Genomic DNA, 16714 nt, shown 5'->3' with positions numbered 1-16714 from the left:
TGCTTTTTACATTTAGTTTGCTAAGGATAAAATTAATAGATATATGAGTACAGCCGAAAGAAAAGCACGGGAGAAAGAGGCCTTGAGGGCGCTGATACTTAAGGCAGCTAAAAAGCTTTTCGTAGAGAGGGGAATTGATCAGACCACCATAAGGAACATAGCAGATGAAATTGATTACAGCGTAGGTACGGTATATGTCTATTTTAAAGATAAAAATGCCATCCTGCATGATCTGCATTCAATAGGTTTTCAGGAACTGGGCAGTTATTTTCAGGATCTGTTTAGCATAAAAAATCCAAAAGAGCGGTTAAAAAAAATGGGGAGTTCCTATATAAAATTCGCTTTAGAAAATGCAGAAATGTATGACCTGATGTTCAACTTAAAGGCGCCCATGGAATTTCTGGAAAATTCTGATACTGACAATTGGGATGAAGGTGCGGTGACTTTCAGCTATGTCAAGAAAACTGTTGAAGAATGCATCGTAGAAGGCCATTTTGCAGAGCATAATGCAGAGCCGCTCTCTTTTATGGTCTGGAGCCTGGTTCATGGAATGTGCTGTCTGGAAATCAGGCAGCGAACGAAGGGAGTAAAATTTACAAATCCGGATACCATATTATTTGATGGATATAATGAGTTTTTAAAAATAATAGAAAAACTGTAAAGTTTTTTTTATTACAAAAAATGAACAACGTTCAAATTATAAACAACGTACAAAATGAAGATAATTTTAAATTTAACCATGCTGTGTTTTGGATATCTCGGATATTCGCAAAGCATCTTAGACAGTTATATACAGACTGGCTTAAAAAATAATGAAGTAATCAGGCAGCATAATTTTGACATTAATAAAAGCATGTATGCCTTAAAAGAAGCGCGAGCTTTATTTTATCCAACAATTTCCCTAAACGGAAGTTACACCAAAGCAGAAGGCGGAAGGACAATCGATATTCCGATTGGAGATATGCTGAATCCGGTGTATAGCACTTTAAATCAGATTACCAATTCTAATGCTTTTCCAATGCTGGAAAATCAGTCGGTCTTGATAAATCCGGACAATTTTTATGATGCTAAAATTCATACCGCGATGCCGCTTCTGAATTTTGAAATTATTTATAATAAAAGAATAAAAACCCAGCAGACGACGCTTCAAAAAATAGAACTCGAAATTTACCAAAGAGAGCTGGTAAAGGAAATTAAAATTGCCTATTACAAATACCTGCAGTCGGTTGAAGGTATTAAGATTTATCAAGATGCCCTGGCTTTGGTAAAAGAAAATCAAAGGGTAAATCAGGCTTTATTTAAAAATGAAAAAATAAACCGGACTGCGGTTTTAAGAAGCGATAATGAGGTGATCCGCATTCAGGCGAATTTAGAAACTGCCAGACAAGCCAGTAATAACGCCAGATCCTATTTTAATTTTTTACTGAATCAAAAACTTGATGCCGCAGTAGAAACTGATCAGAGTGAAGCACCGCCAATAGAAGTACTTTCAGAAAATACCCAAAATAGAGAGGAGCTGCAAAAGCTCACCCAGGCAAAAGAAATAAACGAAAATATAAGCAGACTAACCAACTCGTACTGGCTGCCAAAAGTAAATGGCTTTGCCGATTTCGGAATTCAGGATTTTGATTTTGAAGCAGATAAAAACTCACGCTATTATTTTGCCGGAGTGGCGCTGGAGTGGAATATCTTTTCGGGAAACAAAAACAAATGGAAGCTGAAACAAGTTGAAGAAGACAGTAAAAAAATCATCTCGCAAACTGATAATGTAAAACAGCAGCTGCTGCTTCAGTTTCAGGTTTCACAGAACAATCTAAAATCGGCTTTAGAGCAATTCTATGCTGATAAAAATCAAAAACAGTCGGCCAAAAAATACAATGATGACATTATCAAATTATACAAGGAAGGTCAGGCAATATATATAGAACTGCTGGATGCACAGAACCAATGGGTGAATGCCCAGCTTAACACTAATATTTCGCTTTATAACTCCTGGATTGCTTTTGCAGAATTAGAAAGAGCCAACGCCACTTTTACTTTTAACTAAAAACAAAAAACATGAAATTAACGATTCGCAAATATCTAAAAAAACATATCGCAGTCTCCAAAAAAGGGTTGGGTATATTGCTTGCTTTAACGCTTTTTTACGCCTGTAAAGAAGAAAAAAAGGAAAATTCGCCCTTTGAAAGCGAAGATGTCATCCCGATTAAAACAGCTCCGGTCGAATCTTTTGCTCTTAAAAATACCATAAGCGCATCAGGGTTGGTAATAACAGAAAATCAGGCCAATTACGGATTTAAAATAGGAGGGATCATCAGTCGTATTTATGTTGAAGAAGGACAGTTTTTTAAGAAAGGACAGCTTCTGGCATCATTAGACGAAACAGAGATTAATGCCGGATTGAACCAAACCGATTTGAATCTCAAAAAGTACGAGCGTGATTATAAACGAGCAAGCAATTTGTACAAAGACAGTGTGTATACATTAGAACAGCTTCAGAATACCAAAACGGGTCTTGACATTGCTAAAAAGCAGAAAGATGCAGTGGCTTTTAATGCACGTTATTCTAAAATTTATGCTGCTGCGGATGGTTTTGTTTCGAAAAAAACAGCAAACGAAGGAGAAGTAGTTGGCGCAGGATCGCCAATTCTGGCTATAAATGAAACCAGCCAGAACAATAATTATCTGCTAAAAGTAGGATTGACAGACAAAGAATGGGCCGCGGTAAAAGCAGGGCAGAAAGCCACTGTGACGCTTGACGGTTATCCTGATGAAAAATTCGATGCCTTTATTTTTAGAAAATCGCAGGCGGCAGATGCGGCATTGGGCTCCTTTCAGGTCGAATTAAAACTGAACCTTAAAAATAGCAGACCAGCGGTGGGAATGTTTGGAAAAGCTGAAATAAAGGCAGAACAATCAGAAGACTTCATTATCATTCCGTACAATTCGCTTATTGAAGCTGACGGAAACAAAGCGTTTGTTTTTATTGTGGAAAACAACAAAGTAAAACGCCAGCCGGTGACCATTAATAAATTTGAGAACAATAAAGTATTCATAAAAGAAGGTCTTCAGAAAACAGATCAGATTGTGATCTCCAACAGTGCTTATCTCAACGAACAATCAACTATCAAGATCATTAAATAATCAGTATTATGAAAATAACAAACTTTGCTGTTAAAAATTATCAGTTTACGCTGATTATATTTCTGCTGGTTTCTGTGGTAGGGTATCTTACGTTGTTTACCATGCCCAGGGCGGAAGATCCTTCAACGCATCCGCCGCAATATTTAATTACGGTAATCTATCCCGGGACAAGTCCGAAGGATATGGAGGAGCAGGTTGTAAAACCAATCGAGAATAAAATTTACGGACTCGAAAACATCGAAAAAATATTAACCACAGTAGAAGACGGTGTTGCAGCTTTTCAGGTAAAATTTAAATACGGAGTAGATGTTGATAATAAATATCAGGAGATTTCTACGGAAATGAATGCTCTTAAAAACAGCGAACTTCCAAAAGATATTTATCAGATAAAAACCGAAAAAATTGCTTCTTCTGATGTGAAAATCCTTCAGATAGCGTTGGTTTCAGAAAATGCATCAGACAAAAAACTTCGTGATGAAGCGGATAAACTTAAATCTAAAATTGAGAAAATTACCAATCTGAAAGATGTAAAATATGCTGGAATTCCCGAGCAGGAAATTCGTATTGATTTACAGCTGGAAAAGTTGGCCCAATTAAAAATTCCGTTAAATGTAGTCATGGCAAGCCTGCAGAGCGAAGCGGCCGATATTCCAGGAGGAAGCATTGATTTAGGCAGCAAGGTATTTAATGTAAAAACCAGTGGTAAATTTAAAAATGCGGACGATGTATCCAATACAGTAATTTACAATGCTAACGGTAAAATAATCTATATGAAAGATGTAGCCGAAGTAGGCTATAAGTCACAGGCTGTCGATCATATTACCCGCATCAACGGACACCGATGCGTGCTGGTTACAGCTGGTATGAAAGACAATGTAAACATTACAGATGTGCAGAAAGAATTCCTGCCGATTGTAGATGGATTTTCTAAAGAATTGCCGTCAAACATCAAATTAGTAAAAAACTTCGATCAGGCCAATATGGTATCGCAGCGTCTGGGGCATTTAGGTTTTGATTTTACCCTTGCTATTGTTTTGGTAATTGTCACCCTGCTTCCACTGGGTTTAAGAGCTTCGGGAATTGTGATGATTTCCATTCCGTTATCCCTCGCCTTAGGATTAATTGCAATGAATGCTTTTGGCTTTTCTTTAAATCAGTTGAGTATTGTTGGTCTTGTGGTAGCTTTGGGATTGCTGGTGGATGACAGTATTGTGGTAGTCGAAAACATAGAGCGATGGCTGCGGGAAGGACATTCTAAAATGGATGCAGTCCTTAAAGGCACCAGACAAATCGGAATTGCCGTTGTAGGCTGTACTGCAACACTTGTAATTGCATTTTTGCCGCTGGCTTTCCTGCCGGATGTTTCGGGAGAATTTATCAGAAGTCTTCCGATGGCAGTTATTACCAGTGTACTGGCATCGATGATTGTCGCTTTGACTTTGGTGCCGTTTTTAGGAAGCCGATTTTTAAAAACGCACGATCATGCAGCAGGAAATATTTTTCTTCAGTATCTGCAAAAATTCCTGACCAGAGCATATCGTGATATTATGCCCAAAGCATTAAAATATCCTAGAACAACTATTGCTATTTCTATAGTTTTAAGCATCACTGCTTTTGGATTGTTTAAAGTAACGGGTTTTAAATTATTTCCAACTTCAGAAAAACCGATGTTTCTTATCAATATAAAAATGCCCCTTCAGGCCAATATTTCAGAAAGTGGCCGTGTGGCCAAAATTGTAGAAGCAGAGCTTAAAAATCATAAGGAAATTGTGTATTACACTTCGAACGTTGGTAAAGGAAATCCGCAGATTTATTATAATGTGCATCCGCAGGATAGAAAACCCGATTTTGCGCAGATTTTTGTCCAGCTCCAGGATGAAGCTAAACCATCAGAGAAAACAGCTTTGATTGAAGAACTTCGAAATAAATTTAAAACGATGCCTTACGCAAAAGTGGAGGTCAAAGATTTTGAACAGGGAACACCATTAGAAGCTAATATTGTCGTAAGATTATTTGGTGAAGATCAGGAAGTGTTACGTAAGCTTTCCTCACAGGTAGAAACTATTCTGAGAAAGCAGGAAGGAACTGTTTACATCAACAATGAACTGAATACGTATAAAACTGATGTTAAAGTTAAAATCAATAAAGAAAAAGCCAGAACATTGGGCGTATTGACCAGCGATGTAGATAAGGTAATCCGTCTTTCGGTAGCAGGATTAACAGTCGGTGATTATATAGATGACAGGGGAGATGCTAGAAATGTTACGCTGACATTGCCCCGAGATAAATTCTCGAACCTTGACGCTTTGAAAAACCTGTACGTAAATAACCTTCAGGGAACTCCGATTGCCCTGAACCAGATTGCTGAAATTTCGTTTGAAACTTCTCCAACGGCGATTAACCATTTTAATAAATCACGATTTTCCAAAGTAACCGCTTTATCGGCAAAAGGGTATTATGCCAATGATTTATTGACGCACATTGTTCCAAAACTGGATCAATTGAAAATGCCAAAAGGGTATTATTACAAACTATCGGGCGAGAAAGAATCGGAAGGCGATGCGCTGGGCGGTAACTTTTTGGCAGTCATTATTTTGAGTACCTTTCTGTTTGTTGCAGTTTTACTGCTGCAGTTTAAAACTTTCAAAGGAATTATTATTGTATTATCGATCATACCGCTGGGGATTTTAGGAGGTGTGCTGTTATTGCTTCTCAATGGAAGCCCGATGTCTTTGGTTGCTATAATCGGTTTCATTGGTCTTTCGGGAATTCAGGTAAAGAATTCTTTGCTGCTGGTGGATTTCACCAATCAGCTGAGACAGGAAGGACACTCGATCGACGAAGCTATTGCAATTGCAGGAGAAACGCGTTTTCTGCCTGTAGTACTGACTTCAATTACTGCAATCTGCGGTTTGATTCCGATTGCACTAAACTCAAATCCTTTGATCGCACCATTGGCAATTGTGCTAATTGGGGGGTTAATCAGCTCTACAATATTATCACGAATTGTAACGCCGGTCATGTATAAATTGATTCCTCCCAGTATTGAAAAGATGTAATGAGTCGGAAGTGCTTAATAAACAGGGTATATTATATGTAGATAATGGCGCCAATTGCCTTCAATTGGCGCCATTTGGCTTTTATGAGAGGAATGGGACAAATTTCTATACATTTTATGGAAGATTTGAAGAGATTTGCTCCCTATCTTTAGTGTCTGTCTTCATGGGCTTTATAGATTTGGTTTAGATGTACTGTTGGGGATTGAGGGAAAATTAATTACAATTTGGCTGGATTATTCTTTTTGCATTTTGTAAAGTTTTAAAATAAAGCGGTGGCTTTTTCATATTATTATCCAGTAGGTGCTGATTGGCAGCGTTTAGCTCACTATTAAGCGAAAACGGTGGCAAAAGAAGCAATTTAGGAATTTACAACAGTTCAATAGGGTTTATTGCATTTGATATGGAATACCCGCATATTAATTACAGTAGAATATAGGAAATTTTATCGCGCTGATTTGCGCATTGGATAAGAATTTCAATATTTTTACCTAATATATTATAGTGTTAGGCAATAATAAAGTATGCCGATAGCAAATTATCCATAAGCATAAAAAGAAAAAACAATTCATACTTATAATTACAATATGTTAAAAGAATTCTCGTACAAACAATTCGGCAATTTAAATTTTACAAAACAATCCTTTGAAGAAGGCGGATTTGATTCTGTGGAGGAACATATCAAAATTTTATTCTTGCCTAAAAACGCTATTATTCAGGTTGATTTTCAAGAGATAGAAATGAAGACTGATTCCTTATTGTTTATAAATCCAAAGGTGGTGATAAAGCCCTGCGAAACCAAAGCGGGACAATTATTGCATTTCAATCGGGATTTCTACTGCATAGAAATTCACGATAAGGAAGTAGCCTGCGACGGAATTTTGTACAATAATGTTTTTGAAATTCCATTCATTGCATTGGACGAAAATCAATCGGAGGATATTCAGAAAATAATCCGGGAAATTCAATTTGAGATGAAAAATGAGGATGCAAATACTGAGGAAATGCTTCGTATACTGTTAAAACTCATCATACTGAAATCGACCCGAATTTGGAAACACCAGCACCGATTAGCTGAGGATAGCCAGCAGGCCGATGTGCAGTTTTTACGGAAGTTCAGCAAACTGGTTGAACAGCATTTCAGGATGCTACATACGGTTGCGGACTATGCCGATTTACTGTCTGTAACTCCCAAAAATCTCAGCAAGAAAATTGGAATGGTCAGCAAGAATACTCCCAATGATATCATTAAGGAAAGGATTGTTCTTGAAAGCAAAAGGCTCCTTGCACATACACAGATGACGGTAAAGGAAATTGCCTATAGCCTGAATTATGAAGACGATGCTTATTTCATTCGTTTTTTTACAAAAAACACGGGACTCTCCCCAATTTCATTTAGAAAACAGTTTTAACTATACAAAGCACGGCCATTCAAGCCGTGCTTTTTTTATGCAAACAATTAAAAAGGCTTAACCGACGCTTTGTTCAAAATAAAGGAAAAAGATGCAGTCCAAAGAGAAATGCGTCCATTGAGGCGCCTGGGTATTTAAGCGATTTCATCACCGGATTGAGACAGCAACAATTTTAAAGAAGGGAAAAAAGTGCAGTTCAAAGAGAAAACCATCCATTGATGGGCGCCCGGATTAATCCCAACTTTGCCTTATCAAAAAAACAATAACATTTAAATATAAAAAACATGAACAAGTTTACATTAAAAGACGGAACAGAAATTTACTTCAAAGATTTAGGAGCAGGACAGCCAATTTTCTTTCACCACGGATGGCCGCTGTCATCTGACGACTGGGATGCCCAAATGATGTTTTTCCTTAATCAGGGTTACAGGGTAATCGCCCACGACAGAAGAGGCCATGGAAGATCTACTCAAACATATAAAGGCAACGACATGGATACTTACGCACAGGATGTGGCTGAACTGGCTGAGTTTTTGGATCTTAAAAATGCAATCCATATCGGGCATTCAACTGGCGGAGGAGAAGCTTTGCGTTACGCGGCACAATATGGAAAAGGACGTGTGTCAAAAGTCGTTTTGATCAGTGCCATTACCCCTTATATGATTGCGGACGAGAGAAACCCAAATGGTGTGCCATTGGCTGTATTTGATGATATCCGCTACAATACTTTACACAACAGACAGCAATTTTACCAAGACCTGACTATTCCTTTTTATGGCTACAACCGTGAGGGAGCGAATGTAAAAAAAGGAATTCAGGACAACTGGTGGAGACAGGGAATGATGGGCGGCATCAAAGCGCAATATGATTGTATTGAAGTTTTCTCTGAAACTGATTTTACTGAAGACCTTAAAAGCATTGATGTTCCAGTATTGGTTCAGCATGGTGACGACGACCAGATTGTGCCTTATGAAACAACTGCTGTAAAAGCGGCTGAGCTTTTGAAAAACGGAAAACTGATCATTTATCCTGGCTTCTCACACGGTATGCCGACTACTGAAGCTGAGACTATCAACAAAGACATTTTGGAATTTATCCAGTCATAAATCAAGAAAGGGAAAAAAGTGCAGTTCAAAGAGAAAACCATCCATTGTCCTTTCCTGCACTTTGCTCCAACTTTGCAACATCAAATCACAATGACCAAATTATTTAAAAAATAATAATCTAAAATTTAGAAAAACATGAAAAATTTAATTTTATCAATCGGTTTATTTACAGCAGTATTATTTAGCAGCGTTTCGTCTGCACAGACAAAAAGAGTTCCAGCATCTTATGGAAGAGAAGAATATGTAGAAGTTGAAAAAAATGTAAAGCTTCACGTTACCGACCTTGGCGAAGGACAGCCAATCGTTTTGATCCACGGATGGCCATTGAGCGATGCAATGTATGAGTATCAATATGCTTACTTTACTCAACAAGGATACAGAGTTATCGGAATTACCTTGAGAGGTTTCGGATTATCTGACAAGCCGGCAGGAAAATACAATTACGATGTTTTTGCAGACGATATCAAAGTGGTTCTTGACAAATTGAACATTCAAAACGCAACAATCGGAGGATTTTCAATGGGAGGTGCGACTGTAGTTCACTATGTGGCCAAATACAAAGCGGCACACGTTTCTAAACTGGCTTTATTCGGAGCGGCAGCGCCAACATGGACAAAAAGAGCCGATTTTAATTATGGTTTTTGGAGTAAAGAAGATGTGGACGGATTAATCCAATTGAACAATACCAACAGACCTCAATTATTGGAAAACTTTGGAAAAATATCCCCTGCTAACGAAACAAGCGTTTCTCCCGGATATGGCGCATGGTTAGGTACTATTCAGGCACAAGCTTCGCCTTATGCAATGGCTGAAGGATTAAAAACGCTTAGAGACAGCGACTTGAGAGAGGATTTGAAAAACATCACAATCCCAACACTAATCCTTCACGGAAAATTGGATAAAATATGTTCTTATGAATTAGCTGAACAAATGCACTCCCTATTAAAAAATTCTACATTGGTACCTTTGGAAAAAAGCGGCCATGCTTTGTTCATCGAAGAATTAGATAAATTCAATTCAGAGTTATTGAAATTTGTAAAAAAATAAAAATTCATAGAGGTTAGTTTTAAAAAATTAGCCTCTTTTTTTATCCTTTAAAATAGAATAGAGATGAAAAAAATAGCATTATTTCTAGCCATATTAGTTTTCGCTTCCTGCAGTAATACCAAATCCATAATTGCTGTAAACCATTCCAATCTGCCAAAAGCAATTGGCCCATACAGCCATTCCACCAGTTTTGCAGATTTAGTGTTTGTCTCGGGGCAAATAGGCGTTGATCCAAAAACAAACACTTTGAAAAATGGAATTGAAGAACAAACCATTCAGGTTTTCGAAAACTTAAAAGCCGTTCTAGAAAATAACAGCTCCGATTTGGATCATATTGCTAAAACCACGATTTTTATTACCGACATCAAGCAGTTGGAAACCGTGAACAACATTTACGGAAGCTACTTCCACAATCACTTTCCCGCCCGAAGCACAATTGAAATAGTTTCACTGCCAAAAAACGCGAGTATTGAAATAGAATGTATTGCGTTGAAAAAACAGCATTAGCCATTTTTTTTAAAGTTTTATGAATATGAAAGTTTCCATTAAAAGCATATTGAATGCAATTCTATTTTAGCATTGGATTTATCAGGGGAGGTATGGCCGGTCTGAAAGTTCTCTTGCACTTTTTCTTGGCTTTTTAAGATAAAACGGTGTTTTAATTGAGCAAGAAACGGGTTTTTAATAAGAAAAACAGAATATAAATTTGTTTAGATTTAAAATATAAAAAATATGAGAAAATTTAAAATTGTTCCGTTGTCTAAAGAGTTTGTAAGCAAAATCAGGAAAACAAATATTGATGATTTTGGCAATCAGGTTTATGAGCAGCTAGCAACGGGAAAAGGGCCGTGCCGGATTTCGCTCAAACCATTTACTATCGGTCAGGATATTCGTTTGGTTTTTGCTTACAGTCCTTTCTCACAAAACAATGCTTTTAATCAATCCGGACCAATATTTATTCATAAAGACCAAGTGGAGCAATATTCGGATATTTACAATTTCCCCGCAGCATTAAAAGCAGATAAAGAAAACTTCCCTTTATCCCTGATCGGCTACAGCAAAGAACAAAAAATGATTTTTACTACATTAGTTGGCAATAATGATATCGATTTGCTCATTGCTGAAATCTTTGAAACAAAAAGCGATGTTGAATATCTTCATGCAAGAAATTCGGAAGCCTGCTGTTTTATTTGTAAAATCGAAAGGGTATAGTTATGTGCTTCCAAAAGTAAATTGCTTATCGTTAGTTTTATATGGCAATTTTTCAGCAGATGTTCCCGCTGTATGATCCAATCTTTTGCAGCGAACACCGGCACAAAAGGATTTCACTGCTATCGGGGCTAGGGCTGCCGCAGAGCCCCTTTTTTTTTGTCTTGGAGGACAGCACATTCAGACACAAATGCTGTAGTTGTATAAATACTCAATTTTCGTTTTTAAAATACCTTCTGCTGCATCTTACAAAGCTATTATTACCTCCAGGCACAAAAATAAATAGGTTTTGCGGCTTCAGAAGCAGTGAATCTATGCGATTTATTTTATTGAAAGGAAAATTACGATAATTTATTAAAATAAGATTCAAAATTGACTGCTTTGAATCTTACTGCTGATACGATTCAAAAAAAACGGGATTCAGAATTGATTAATAAAACATGAAGCAAGGCAATGATAACAGCACCCGGTAAGAGGCTGATAACAACTGTATGAAATAATTCAAAATTATGATATTCACTTATGTTTGGTATAATAGCTATGCCATCATTTTCATACTTTAATTTAAGCGATAAAAATACTGCTGTAGATGCGAAATGAAATCCGTTGACAAAAAGGTGGAGAATGTATTCCCATCGCGGCAGCCCTCCCATAAATGCCCTGCTGTCTTTTTCAATGTAAGCATCAACTGCGAGAACTAAAAGATCAAAAAACACAAGCACCGTACCAATTATAAAGCTTATGCTGCACTCTTGCCTGAGGAAGAATAAATATAAAATCGCAGGAAAGAAAACTGCTCTTATCGTATGTGTAAGATGCTCTGCTCTGCTCTGGGGATGATTGTGAAGCTTGTATTTAAAAATATGAAGATACAAGCCGTCATATACTGCAAGTATTGAGAAAAGAATAAGTAAAACGGTGGTAATAATAATTGCTGTTTCCATTTATTTGAATTTATCAGAAGCAAAAATAGTGCGGCAGCCGGTCTGTTTGAAAGGACAAATGTCCTCGAATTTACTTAGTGATTTCTTTTCTAATCCTGCTGAGCGTTCTTCGTGTTATGCCAAGATAACTTGCCATATCCTTTATCGAAACTTTATTTATAATGGAAGGCTGCTCTTTGAGCAGCCGCAGGTATTTTTGTTTTGCAGTTTCATTACACAGAACACTTGCATACTGCTCCATTACCATATACTGCCTCTCGGCAATTGTCCGTCCGATATTCTGCCAGATAGGACTCTGCTGATATAGATTCTGAAGGTCAGTGTAATTGATTGTTATAAGCTCAGTGTCTTCAACTGCCTGAATGGAAAGTTCTGAAGGCTGCTGCGAGATAAAGCTTTTATAGGAAGCTGTGAGATTATTTTCTTCACAGAAGCAGGAAGTCATTTCTTCATATTTTTCATTTATATAGTAGGTCCTGAGCAGTCCTTTTTTAATAAAAGCCGCCTCATTAGAGGTTTTGCCGATCTCTGCAAAATAACTGTTTCTGGGTAATGTCCTTGCTTTAAAATACTGCCTGTAATTTTCAAATTCCTGATCGCTGAGAGGCACGATGCTCTTTAAAAATAATTTAAAACTTTCCATAATTGGTTTTATTTCAAGATTTTAATATGCTTTTCTAAGCATAAATGCGTAAACGTCCGGGAGAGGGCTTTCTTCAATAGCGCGGGCTGTTTTTTCAATATCATACGGCACTCTAATGAATTCTACTTTAATGCCGTCTTTTTTGGAAAGATTGCTGCTTTTTTCAATGGTTATCACAGCATAGCAGCAGTCTGGATTCTTATCTTTTGGTTTTCCAACCGACCCTGCATTAATGGCATGGAAATAACTGCCTTTTTTATTGGGATTTTCCAATATGCGATGATACGGCAGGTGAGAATGTCCGCAGATTAGAATGTCTGTATTGGAATCAAGAAAGATATCAGTGAAATCTTTCTCATTTTTATCCTCAAGCAGATATTCCCTGCTGCTGTAAGGGCTTCCATGAACCATCAAAATCTTTATAAGTTTGTTAGCCGTCTGATATTCAAGTTTAATATGGGCAGGAAGAGCAGAAAGATATTTTATCTGCTCTTTGCCCACAATCTGGTATGCGTAGCTTTCAATGTCATTTGAACCGTCATTGTGTATCTCGACAGCCTTGACATCGTGATTTCCTGCAAGGGTGGGAATATGCTTTTTACGGATCTCATTGATCACGGCATTGGGGCATAAATTGTAGCCTACTAAATCTCCTAAGCAATAAACAGCGTCAATATTCTGCTCTTCAATACTTTTTAAGGTCTGCTCCAATGCGGGGAAGTTCGCATGTATATCCGATATTATTGCAATTCTCATTTTTTTAAGCAGTTTCTGGAGATACCTGTTTTGTGAAATACTTTTTTCTGAACCAGAATGCAAGGTTTACCAGTGCTATAAGAGCAGGCACTTCTACCAGAGGACCTATAACTCCTGCAAATGCTTGGCCGCTGTTTATTCCGAATACTCCAATTGCCACGGCAATGGCAAGTTCGAAATTATTGCCGGTGGCCGTAAATGCTATAGAGGCTGCCTTTGAATAGTCAGCCCCAAAATATTTTCCTGTAAAAAAGCTGATGATAAACATTAAAGTAAAGTAAATCACAAGCGGTATTGCAATACGAACAACGTCCATAGGGATCTGAACAATAAGTTCCCCTTTCAGGCTGAACATTACAATAATTGTAAATAGCAGTGAAATAAGAGTAATTGGCGAGATAAACGGCACGTACTTATTCTCAAACCATTCAGAACCTTTTAAAGCTATCAAAGCATAACGGCTTATGACTCCCAGAGCAAATGGAATACCTAAATAGATACCGACGCTCTCGGCAATCTGTGCAATGCTGATGTTCACTTCAAAACCATCATATCCAAAATAGGGAGGCAGGATGGTTATAAAAAGGTAAGCGTATACACTGTAAAGCAGCACCTGAAAAATACTGTTAAGAGCAATAAGTCCTGCTGCATATTCACGGTTTCCGTCTGCCAGATCGTTCCATACCACAACCATTGCGATACAGCGCGCCAGACCGATCAGGATCACTCCAATCATGTATTCAGGATATCCGTTTAAAAACAGCAACGCCAATAAAAACATTAAGATAGGGCCTACGATCCAGTTCAGGAATAAAGAAGCACCTAAGACTTTAGTGTTTTTGAAAACCTGACCCATCTGCTCGTATTTTACTTTTGCCAGAGGCGGGTACATCATCAGGATAAGTCCTATTGCCAATGGAATGTTTGTGGTGCCGCTGGAAAAAGAATTGATGAAATCTCCGCTTGAAGGAATAAAGTATCCTATTGCCACGCCTACAGCCATAGCAAGGAAAATCCAAAGGGTTAAGAAGCGGTCAAGGAAGCTTAATTTTTTGCGTCCGACCACTGGTGCACAGTTATCTGCTGCCATTTTATTTTTTTATTTGTGAGAATACGTAAAACATTTCAGTTCCTATCTGCCCGCTGCGCTCCAGATAAGTTTCTTTCTGCTGTGGCGTTCCGTCAGAAATTTTTGGATCTTCAAAAGTGATCGGAATTCTTTTCTCAGCGCCTGCTATAAAAGGGCATCCGCCGTCAGCCTGCGAGCAGGTCATTATGGCTGCGAATCCGCTTTCAGGATTGAAGTCATCATCATAGGTTTTGGAAAAACCGATGACAGGAAGCGCGTCAGCTGCATATTTTATGGAATAAACAGGGTTTGATCCATCTGAAAGGGTTTTGATATTGAATCCTGAATCCTTCAAAGTCTCCGCTGCCATTGGAAAAAGGGCAGTAGCCTCGGTTCCTCCTGAATAGCATGAAACGTTTTTGATGTTGTAATAGGCAGCCGCAGTCTGCGCCCAAACCTGCGAGAGATGGCTTCTTCTGGAATTGTGCGTGCAGATTAGGTTTAGTCTGGTTTCCAGATTGCTGTCCGCTTTAGTCTGAATGAAGTCGATTAATGGCTGCAGGACTGCTTTGCGCTCTTCGGAGATCTGCTTAAAATCAAATGATTTAACGGTATTCTCAATTTGTGGAAATAACATAGTTTTTTGGCTGTAAAGGTTTATTGATTTTCTGTTTAATGTTTAGCAGCATCCTCCGCCCGGAGTGCATGAAGCACCATTATCAGTATTTAACTGAGATAATTTTACTTTTGGCTTATCAGAGGCAATACCGCACTGCTGCTGAGCAAGGCAGGCTGTCTGTTTATTAATTAAAGTGAAGTTTCTGCCGTTAAAATCTAAATCGTATTTGCCGATAGTAGTGTTCTGGTACTCCACTTCAATTTCGTTGTCTTCAATTCCCAATACTTTTTCTGAAAGCTCAATGATGTGGATCAGCTTCTGTGGTTTAAGCCTGTGCTCGTAGTCGTTGGCATCCCAAAGCTGGAAGTTTACAGCAGTTTCTTTTCTTACTGTTCCTCCGCAGTCGATGAAGTTTTTGGTAACTAAGCCTACTTCGGTTACGTGAAAATATTCCGGTACAAATGTGCCGTCCGGCAGTTCAAAATTTACAGCTTCCACTGTTTTAAGCACTTCTTTAATTTCTGAAAGTTTCATAATTTTTTATATTTAGTTAGACTATATTTTTTATTAAATAATTAGGGAGCTTCTTCTTTCAAGAAGCGCAGTATCCCTCCAGATACCATTCTGTTTTCCGATTTTCTCCCTTGTTCCAAGTATCCTGAAGCCTGCTTTTTCATGGATGCGCAGGCTTGCTGTATTCTCGGGAAAGATCCCTGCCTGAAGCGTCCAGATTCCTTCCGCTTCGCTCTGTCGGACAAGTTCATTTAAGAGGGTAAGCCCGATTCCCTTTCCCGAATGTGCAGGATCCACGTATACACTCACTTCTGCAACTCCCGCATAAACGCAGCGGGAAGAAACAGGGGTAAGGGCAGCCCAGCCAATCACTTTGCCATCTTCCTGCATTGTAATTCTGCAGGATGCCAGATGGGACTGGTCCCAGTCTTCCCATGAAGGAGCGCTGGTCTGGAAGGTGGCATTGCCGGTGTCGATTCCTTTTTGGTAGATTATTTTTACCTGATCCCAGTGTTTGTCCGAAAGTTTTCTGATTTCCATATTTTTATAGATTAGCAGCATTCGCTTCGCTTTTTTGCCAGATGATCTGATATATGCTCAAAGAAGCCTTTTATCTTTTCAAGTCCAGGTTCATTGATGCAGTAGCAGATCGAGTTTCCTTCGATGCTTCCTTTAATCAAACCTGCATTCTTTAATTCTTTCAAATGCTGTGAAACTGTCGGCTGTGAAAGCGGAAGTTCGTTTACGATATCTCCGCAGATGCAGGCATCGACTTTTAATAGATATTCCATAATGGCAATACGCGCAGGATGGCCTAACGCTTTGGCTAAAACAGCCAGCTCATTCTGGCTTTCTGTAAAGTGATCCGTTTTTGTTGCTCCCATCGTTTTATGTTTATATTGCAATATTACGATATAAAATTTAAAGAAAAAAGATTTTATGTTTTTCTTTTGCAGTGTAAGATGCATTAGGTAATCATTGCATAAAAATAGCAGATGCAAAAATAGCAGTGAAAAAAAAATATTGCTCTTTTAATAGCCTAATGAAAAATTAAATTTCAATTCTCCTAAAACAGCCATTGCAGAATCTCTTTTTTATGTAGTATTGCAAAAGCTTAGATATTGACCATGTAAGCATTATTTGGTTTATGATAAATAGCCGCTAAAAGGGATAGTAAGAACGGAAAAGTTTGGGAC

General features: G+C 38.1%; 17 protein-coding genes. 9 read left to right on the top strand and 8 right to left on the bottom strand.

Annotated elements, in window-relative coordinates; all coding sequences use genetic code 11:
• Positions 1 to 43 precede the first annotated feature (43 nt).
• The 9 genes from BM289_RS03440 to BM289_RS03400 all read left to right on the top strand — a co-directional run bounded on the left by BM289_RS03440 (position 44) and on the right by BM289_RS03400 (position 10977).
• On the top strand, positions 44 to 661 hold the full coding sequence (locus BM289_RS03440; protein WP_091490872.1) for a TetR/AcrR family transcriptional regulator: 618 nt from the start codon (positions 44 to 46) through the stop codon (positions 659 to 661).
• 54 nt (positions 662 to 715) lie between these two features.
• Positions 716 to 2047 carry a TolC family protein gene (locus BM289_RS03435; RefSeq protein ID WP_091490871.1) on the top strand — a complete coding sequence of 444 codons (1332 nt, stop codon included), beginning with the start codon at positions 716 to 718 and terminating at the stop codon, positions 2045 to 2047.
• 11 nt (positions 2048 to 2058) lie between these two features.
• The gene (locus BM289_RS03430; protein ID WP_091490869.1) at positions 2059 to 3144 is read left to right on the top strand and encodes an efflux RND transporter periplasmic adaptor subunit; all 1086 of its coding nucleotides are present in this window, start codon (positions 2059 to 2061) and stop codon (positions 3142 to 3144) included.
• Between the two features lie 8 nt (positions 3145 to 3152).
• The gene (locus BM289_RS03425) at positions 3153 to 6203 is read left to right on the top strand and encodes an efflux RND transporter permease subunit (protein ID WP_091490867.1); all 3051 of its coding nucleotides are present in this window, start codon (positions 3153 to 3155) and stop codon (positions 6201 to 6203) included.
• Between the two features lie 584 nt (positions 6204 to 6787).
• Positions 6788 to 7612, top strand: a complete 825-nt coding sequence (locus BM289_RS03420; RefSeq protein WP_091490865.1) for a helix-turn-helix domain-containing protein — start codon at positions 6788 to 6790, stop codon at positions 7610 to 7612.
• Positions 7613 to 7896: 284 nt separating this feature from the next.
• A complete protein-coding gene (locus BM289_RS03415) occupies positions 7897 to 8718 on the top strand; it encodes an alpha/beta fold hydrolase (RefSeq protein ID WP_091490863.1) in 822 nt (273 codons plus the stop codon).
• Positions 8719 to 8853: 135 nt separating this feature from the next.
• Complete coding sequence (locus tag BM289_RS03410) at positions 8854 to 9765, top strand: alpha/beta fold hydrolase (RefSeq protein WP_091490860.1); 912 nt, start codon at positions 8854 to 8856, stop codon at positions 9763 to 9765.
• Positions 9766 to 9828: 63 nt separating this feature from the next.
• The gene (locus BM289_RS03405) at positions 9829 to 10272 is read left to right on the top strand and encodes a Rid family detoxifying hydrolase (protein WP_091490858.1); all 444 of its coding nucleotides are present in this window, start codon (positions 9829 to 9831) and stop codon (positions 10270 to 10272) included.
• A 225-nt stretch (positions 10273 to 10497) separates the two neighbouring features.
• Positions 10498 to 10977, top strand: a complete 480-nt coding sequence (locus BM289_RS03400; protein WP_091490857.1) for a DUF1203 domain-containing protein — start codon at positions 10498 to 10500, stop codon at positions 10975 to 10977.
• 401 nt (positions 10978 to 11378) lie between these two features.
• Here the strand turns inward: BM289_RS03400 and BM289_RS03395 are convergent, their stop codons facing one another.
• The 8 genes from BM289_RS03395 to BM289_RS03360 all read right to left on the bottom strand — a co-directional run bounded on the left by BM289_RS03395 (position 11379) and on the right by BM289_RS03360 (position 16402).
• On the bottom strand, positions 11379 to 11918 hold the full coding sequence (locus BM289_RS03395) for a hypothetical protein (RefSeq protein ID WP_091490855.1): 540 nt from the start codon (positions 11916 to 11918) through the stop codon (positions 11379 to 11381).
• A 70-nt stretch (positions 11919 to 11988) separates the two neighbouring features.
• Positions 11989 to 12561: a Crp/Fnr family transcriptional regulator gene (locus BM289_RS03390; RefSeq protein WP_091490853.1), complete on the bottom strand. Its 573-nt coding sequence runs from the start codon at positions 12559 to 12561 to the stop codon at positions 11989 to 11991.
• 21 nt (positions 12562 to 12582) lie between these two features.
• Entirely contained in the window at positions 12583 to 13317 is a 735-nt protein-coding gene (locus BM289_RS03385; protein WP_091490851.1) for a metallophosphoesterase family protein, read from the bottom strand.
• Between the two features lie 4 nt (positions 13318 to 13321).
• Positions 13322 to 14407 (bottom strand): ACR3 family arsenite efflux transporter, encoded by a 1086-nt coding sequence (arsB, locus tag BM289_RS03380; RefSeq protein WP_091490849.1) that lies wholly within the window; start codon positions 14405 to 14407, stop codon positions 13322 to 13324.
• Position 14408: 1 nt separating this feature from the next.
• Positions 14409 to 15023, bottom strand: a complete 615-nt coding sequence (locus BM289_RS03375) for an arsenate-mycothiol transferase ArsC (protein ID WP_091490847.1) — start codon at positions 15021 to 15023, stop codon at positions 14409 to 14411.
• Between the two features lie 42 nt (positions 15024 to 15065).
• A complete protein-coding gene (locus BM289_RS03370; RefSeq protein ID WP_091490845.1) occupies positions 15066 to 15539 on the bottom strand; it encodes a DUF6428 family protein in 474 nt (157 codons plus the stop codon).
• Positions 15540 to 15572: 33 nt separating this feature from the next.
• Positions 15573 to 16079 (bottom strand): GNAT family N-acetyltransferase, encoded by a 507-nt coding sequence (locus BM289_RS03365; RefSeq protein WP_091490843.1) that lies wholly within the window; start codon positions 16077 to 16079, stop codon positions 15573 to 15575.
• Complete coding sequence (locus tag BM289_RS03360) at positions 16070 to 16402, bottom strand: ArsR/SmtB family transcription factor (RefSeq protein ID WP_041515706.1); 333 nt, start codon at positions 16400 to 16402, stop codon at positions 16070 to 16072. Before BM289_RS03360 ends, BM289_RS03365 begins: the two co-directional genes overlap by 10 nt.
• Between the last annotated feature and the right edge of the window lie 312 nt (positions 16403 to 16714).

Source organism: Flavobacterium phragmitis, assembly GCF_900112575.1.
Classification (GTDB): Bacteria; Bacteroidota; Bacteroidia; order Flavobacteriales; family Flavobacteriaceae; genus Flavobacterium; species Flavobacterium phragmitis.
The sequence above is the reverse complement of the archived record's forward strand: the minus strand, read 5'-3'. Positions and strand labels throughout refer to the sequence as shown.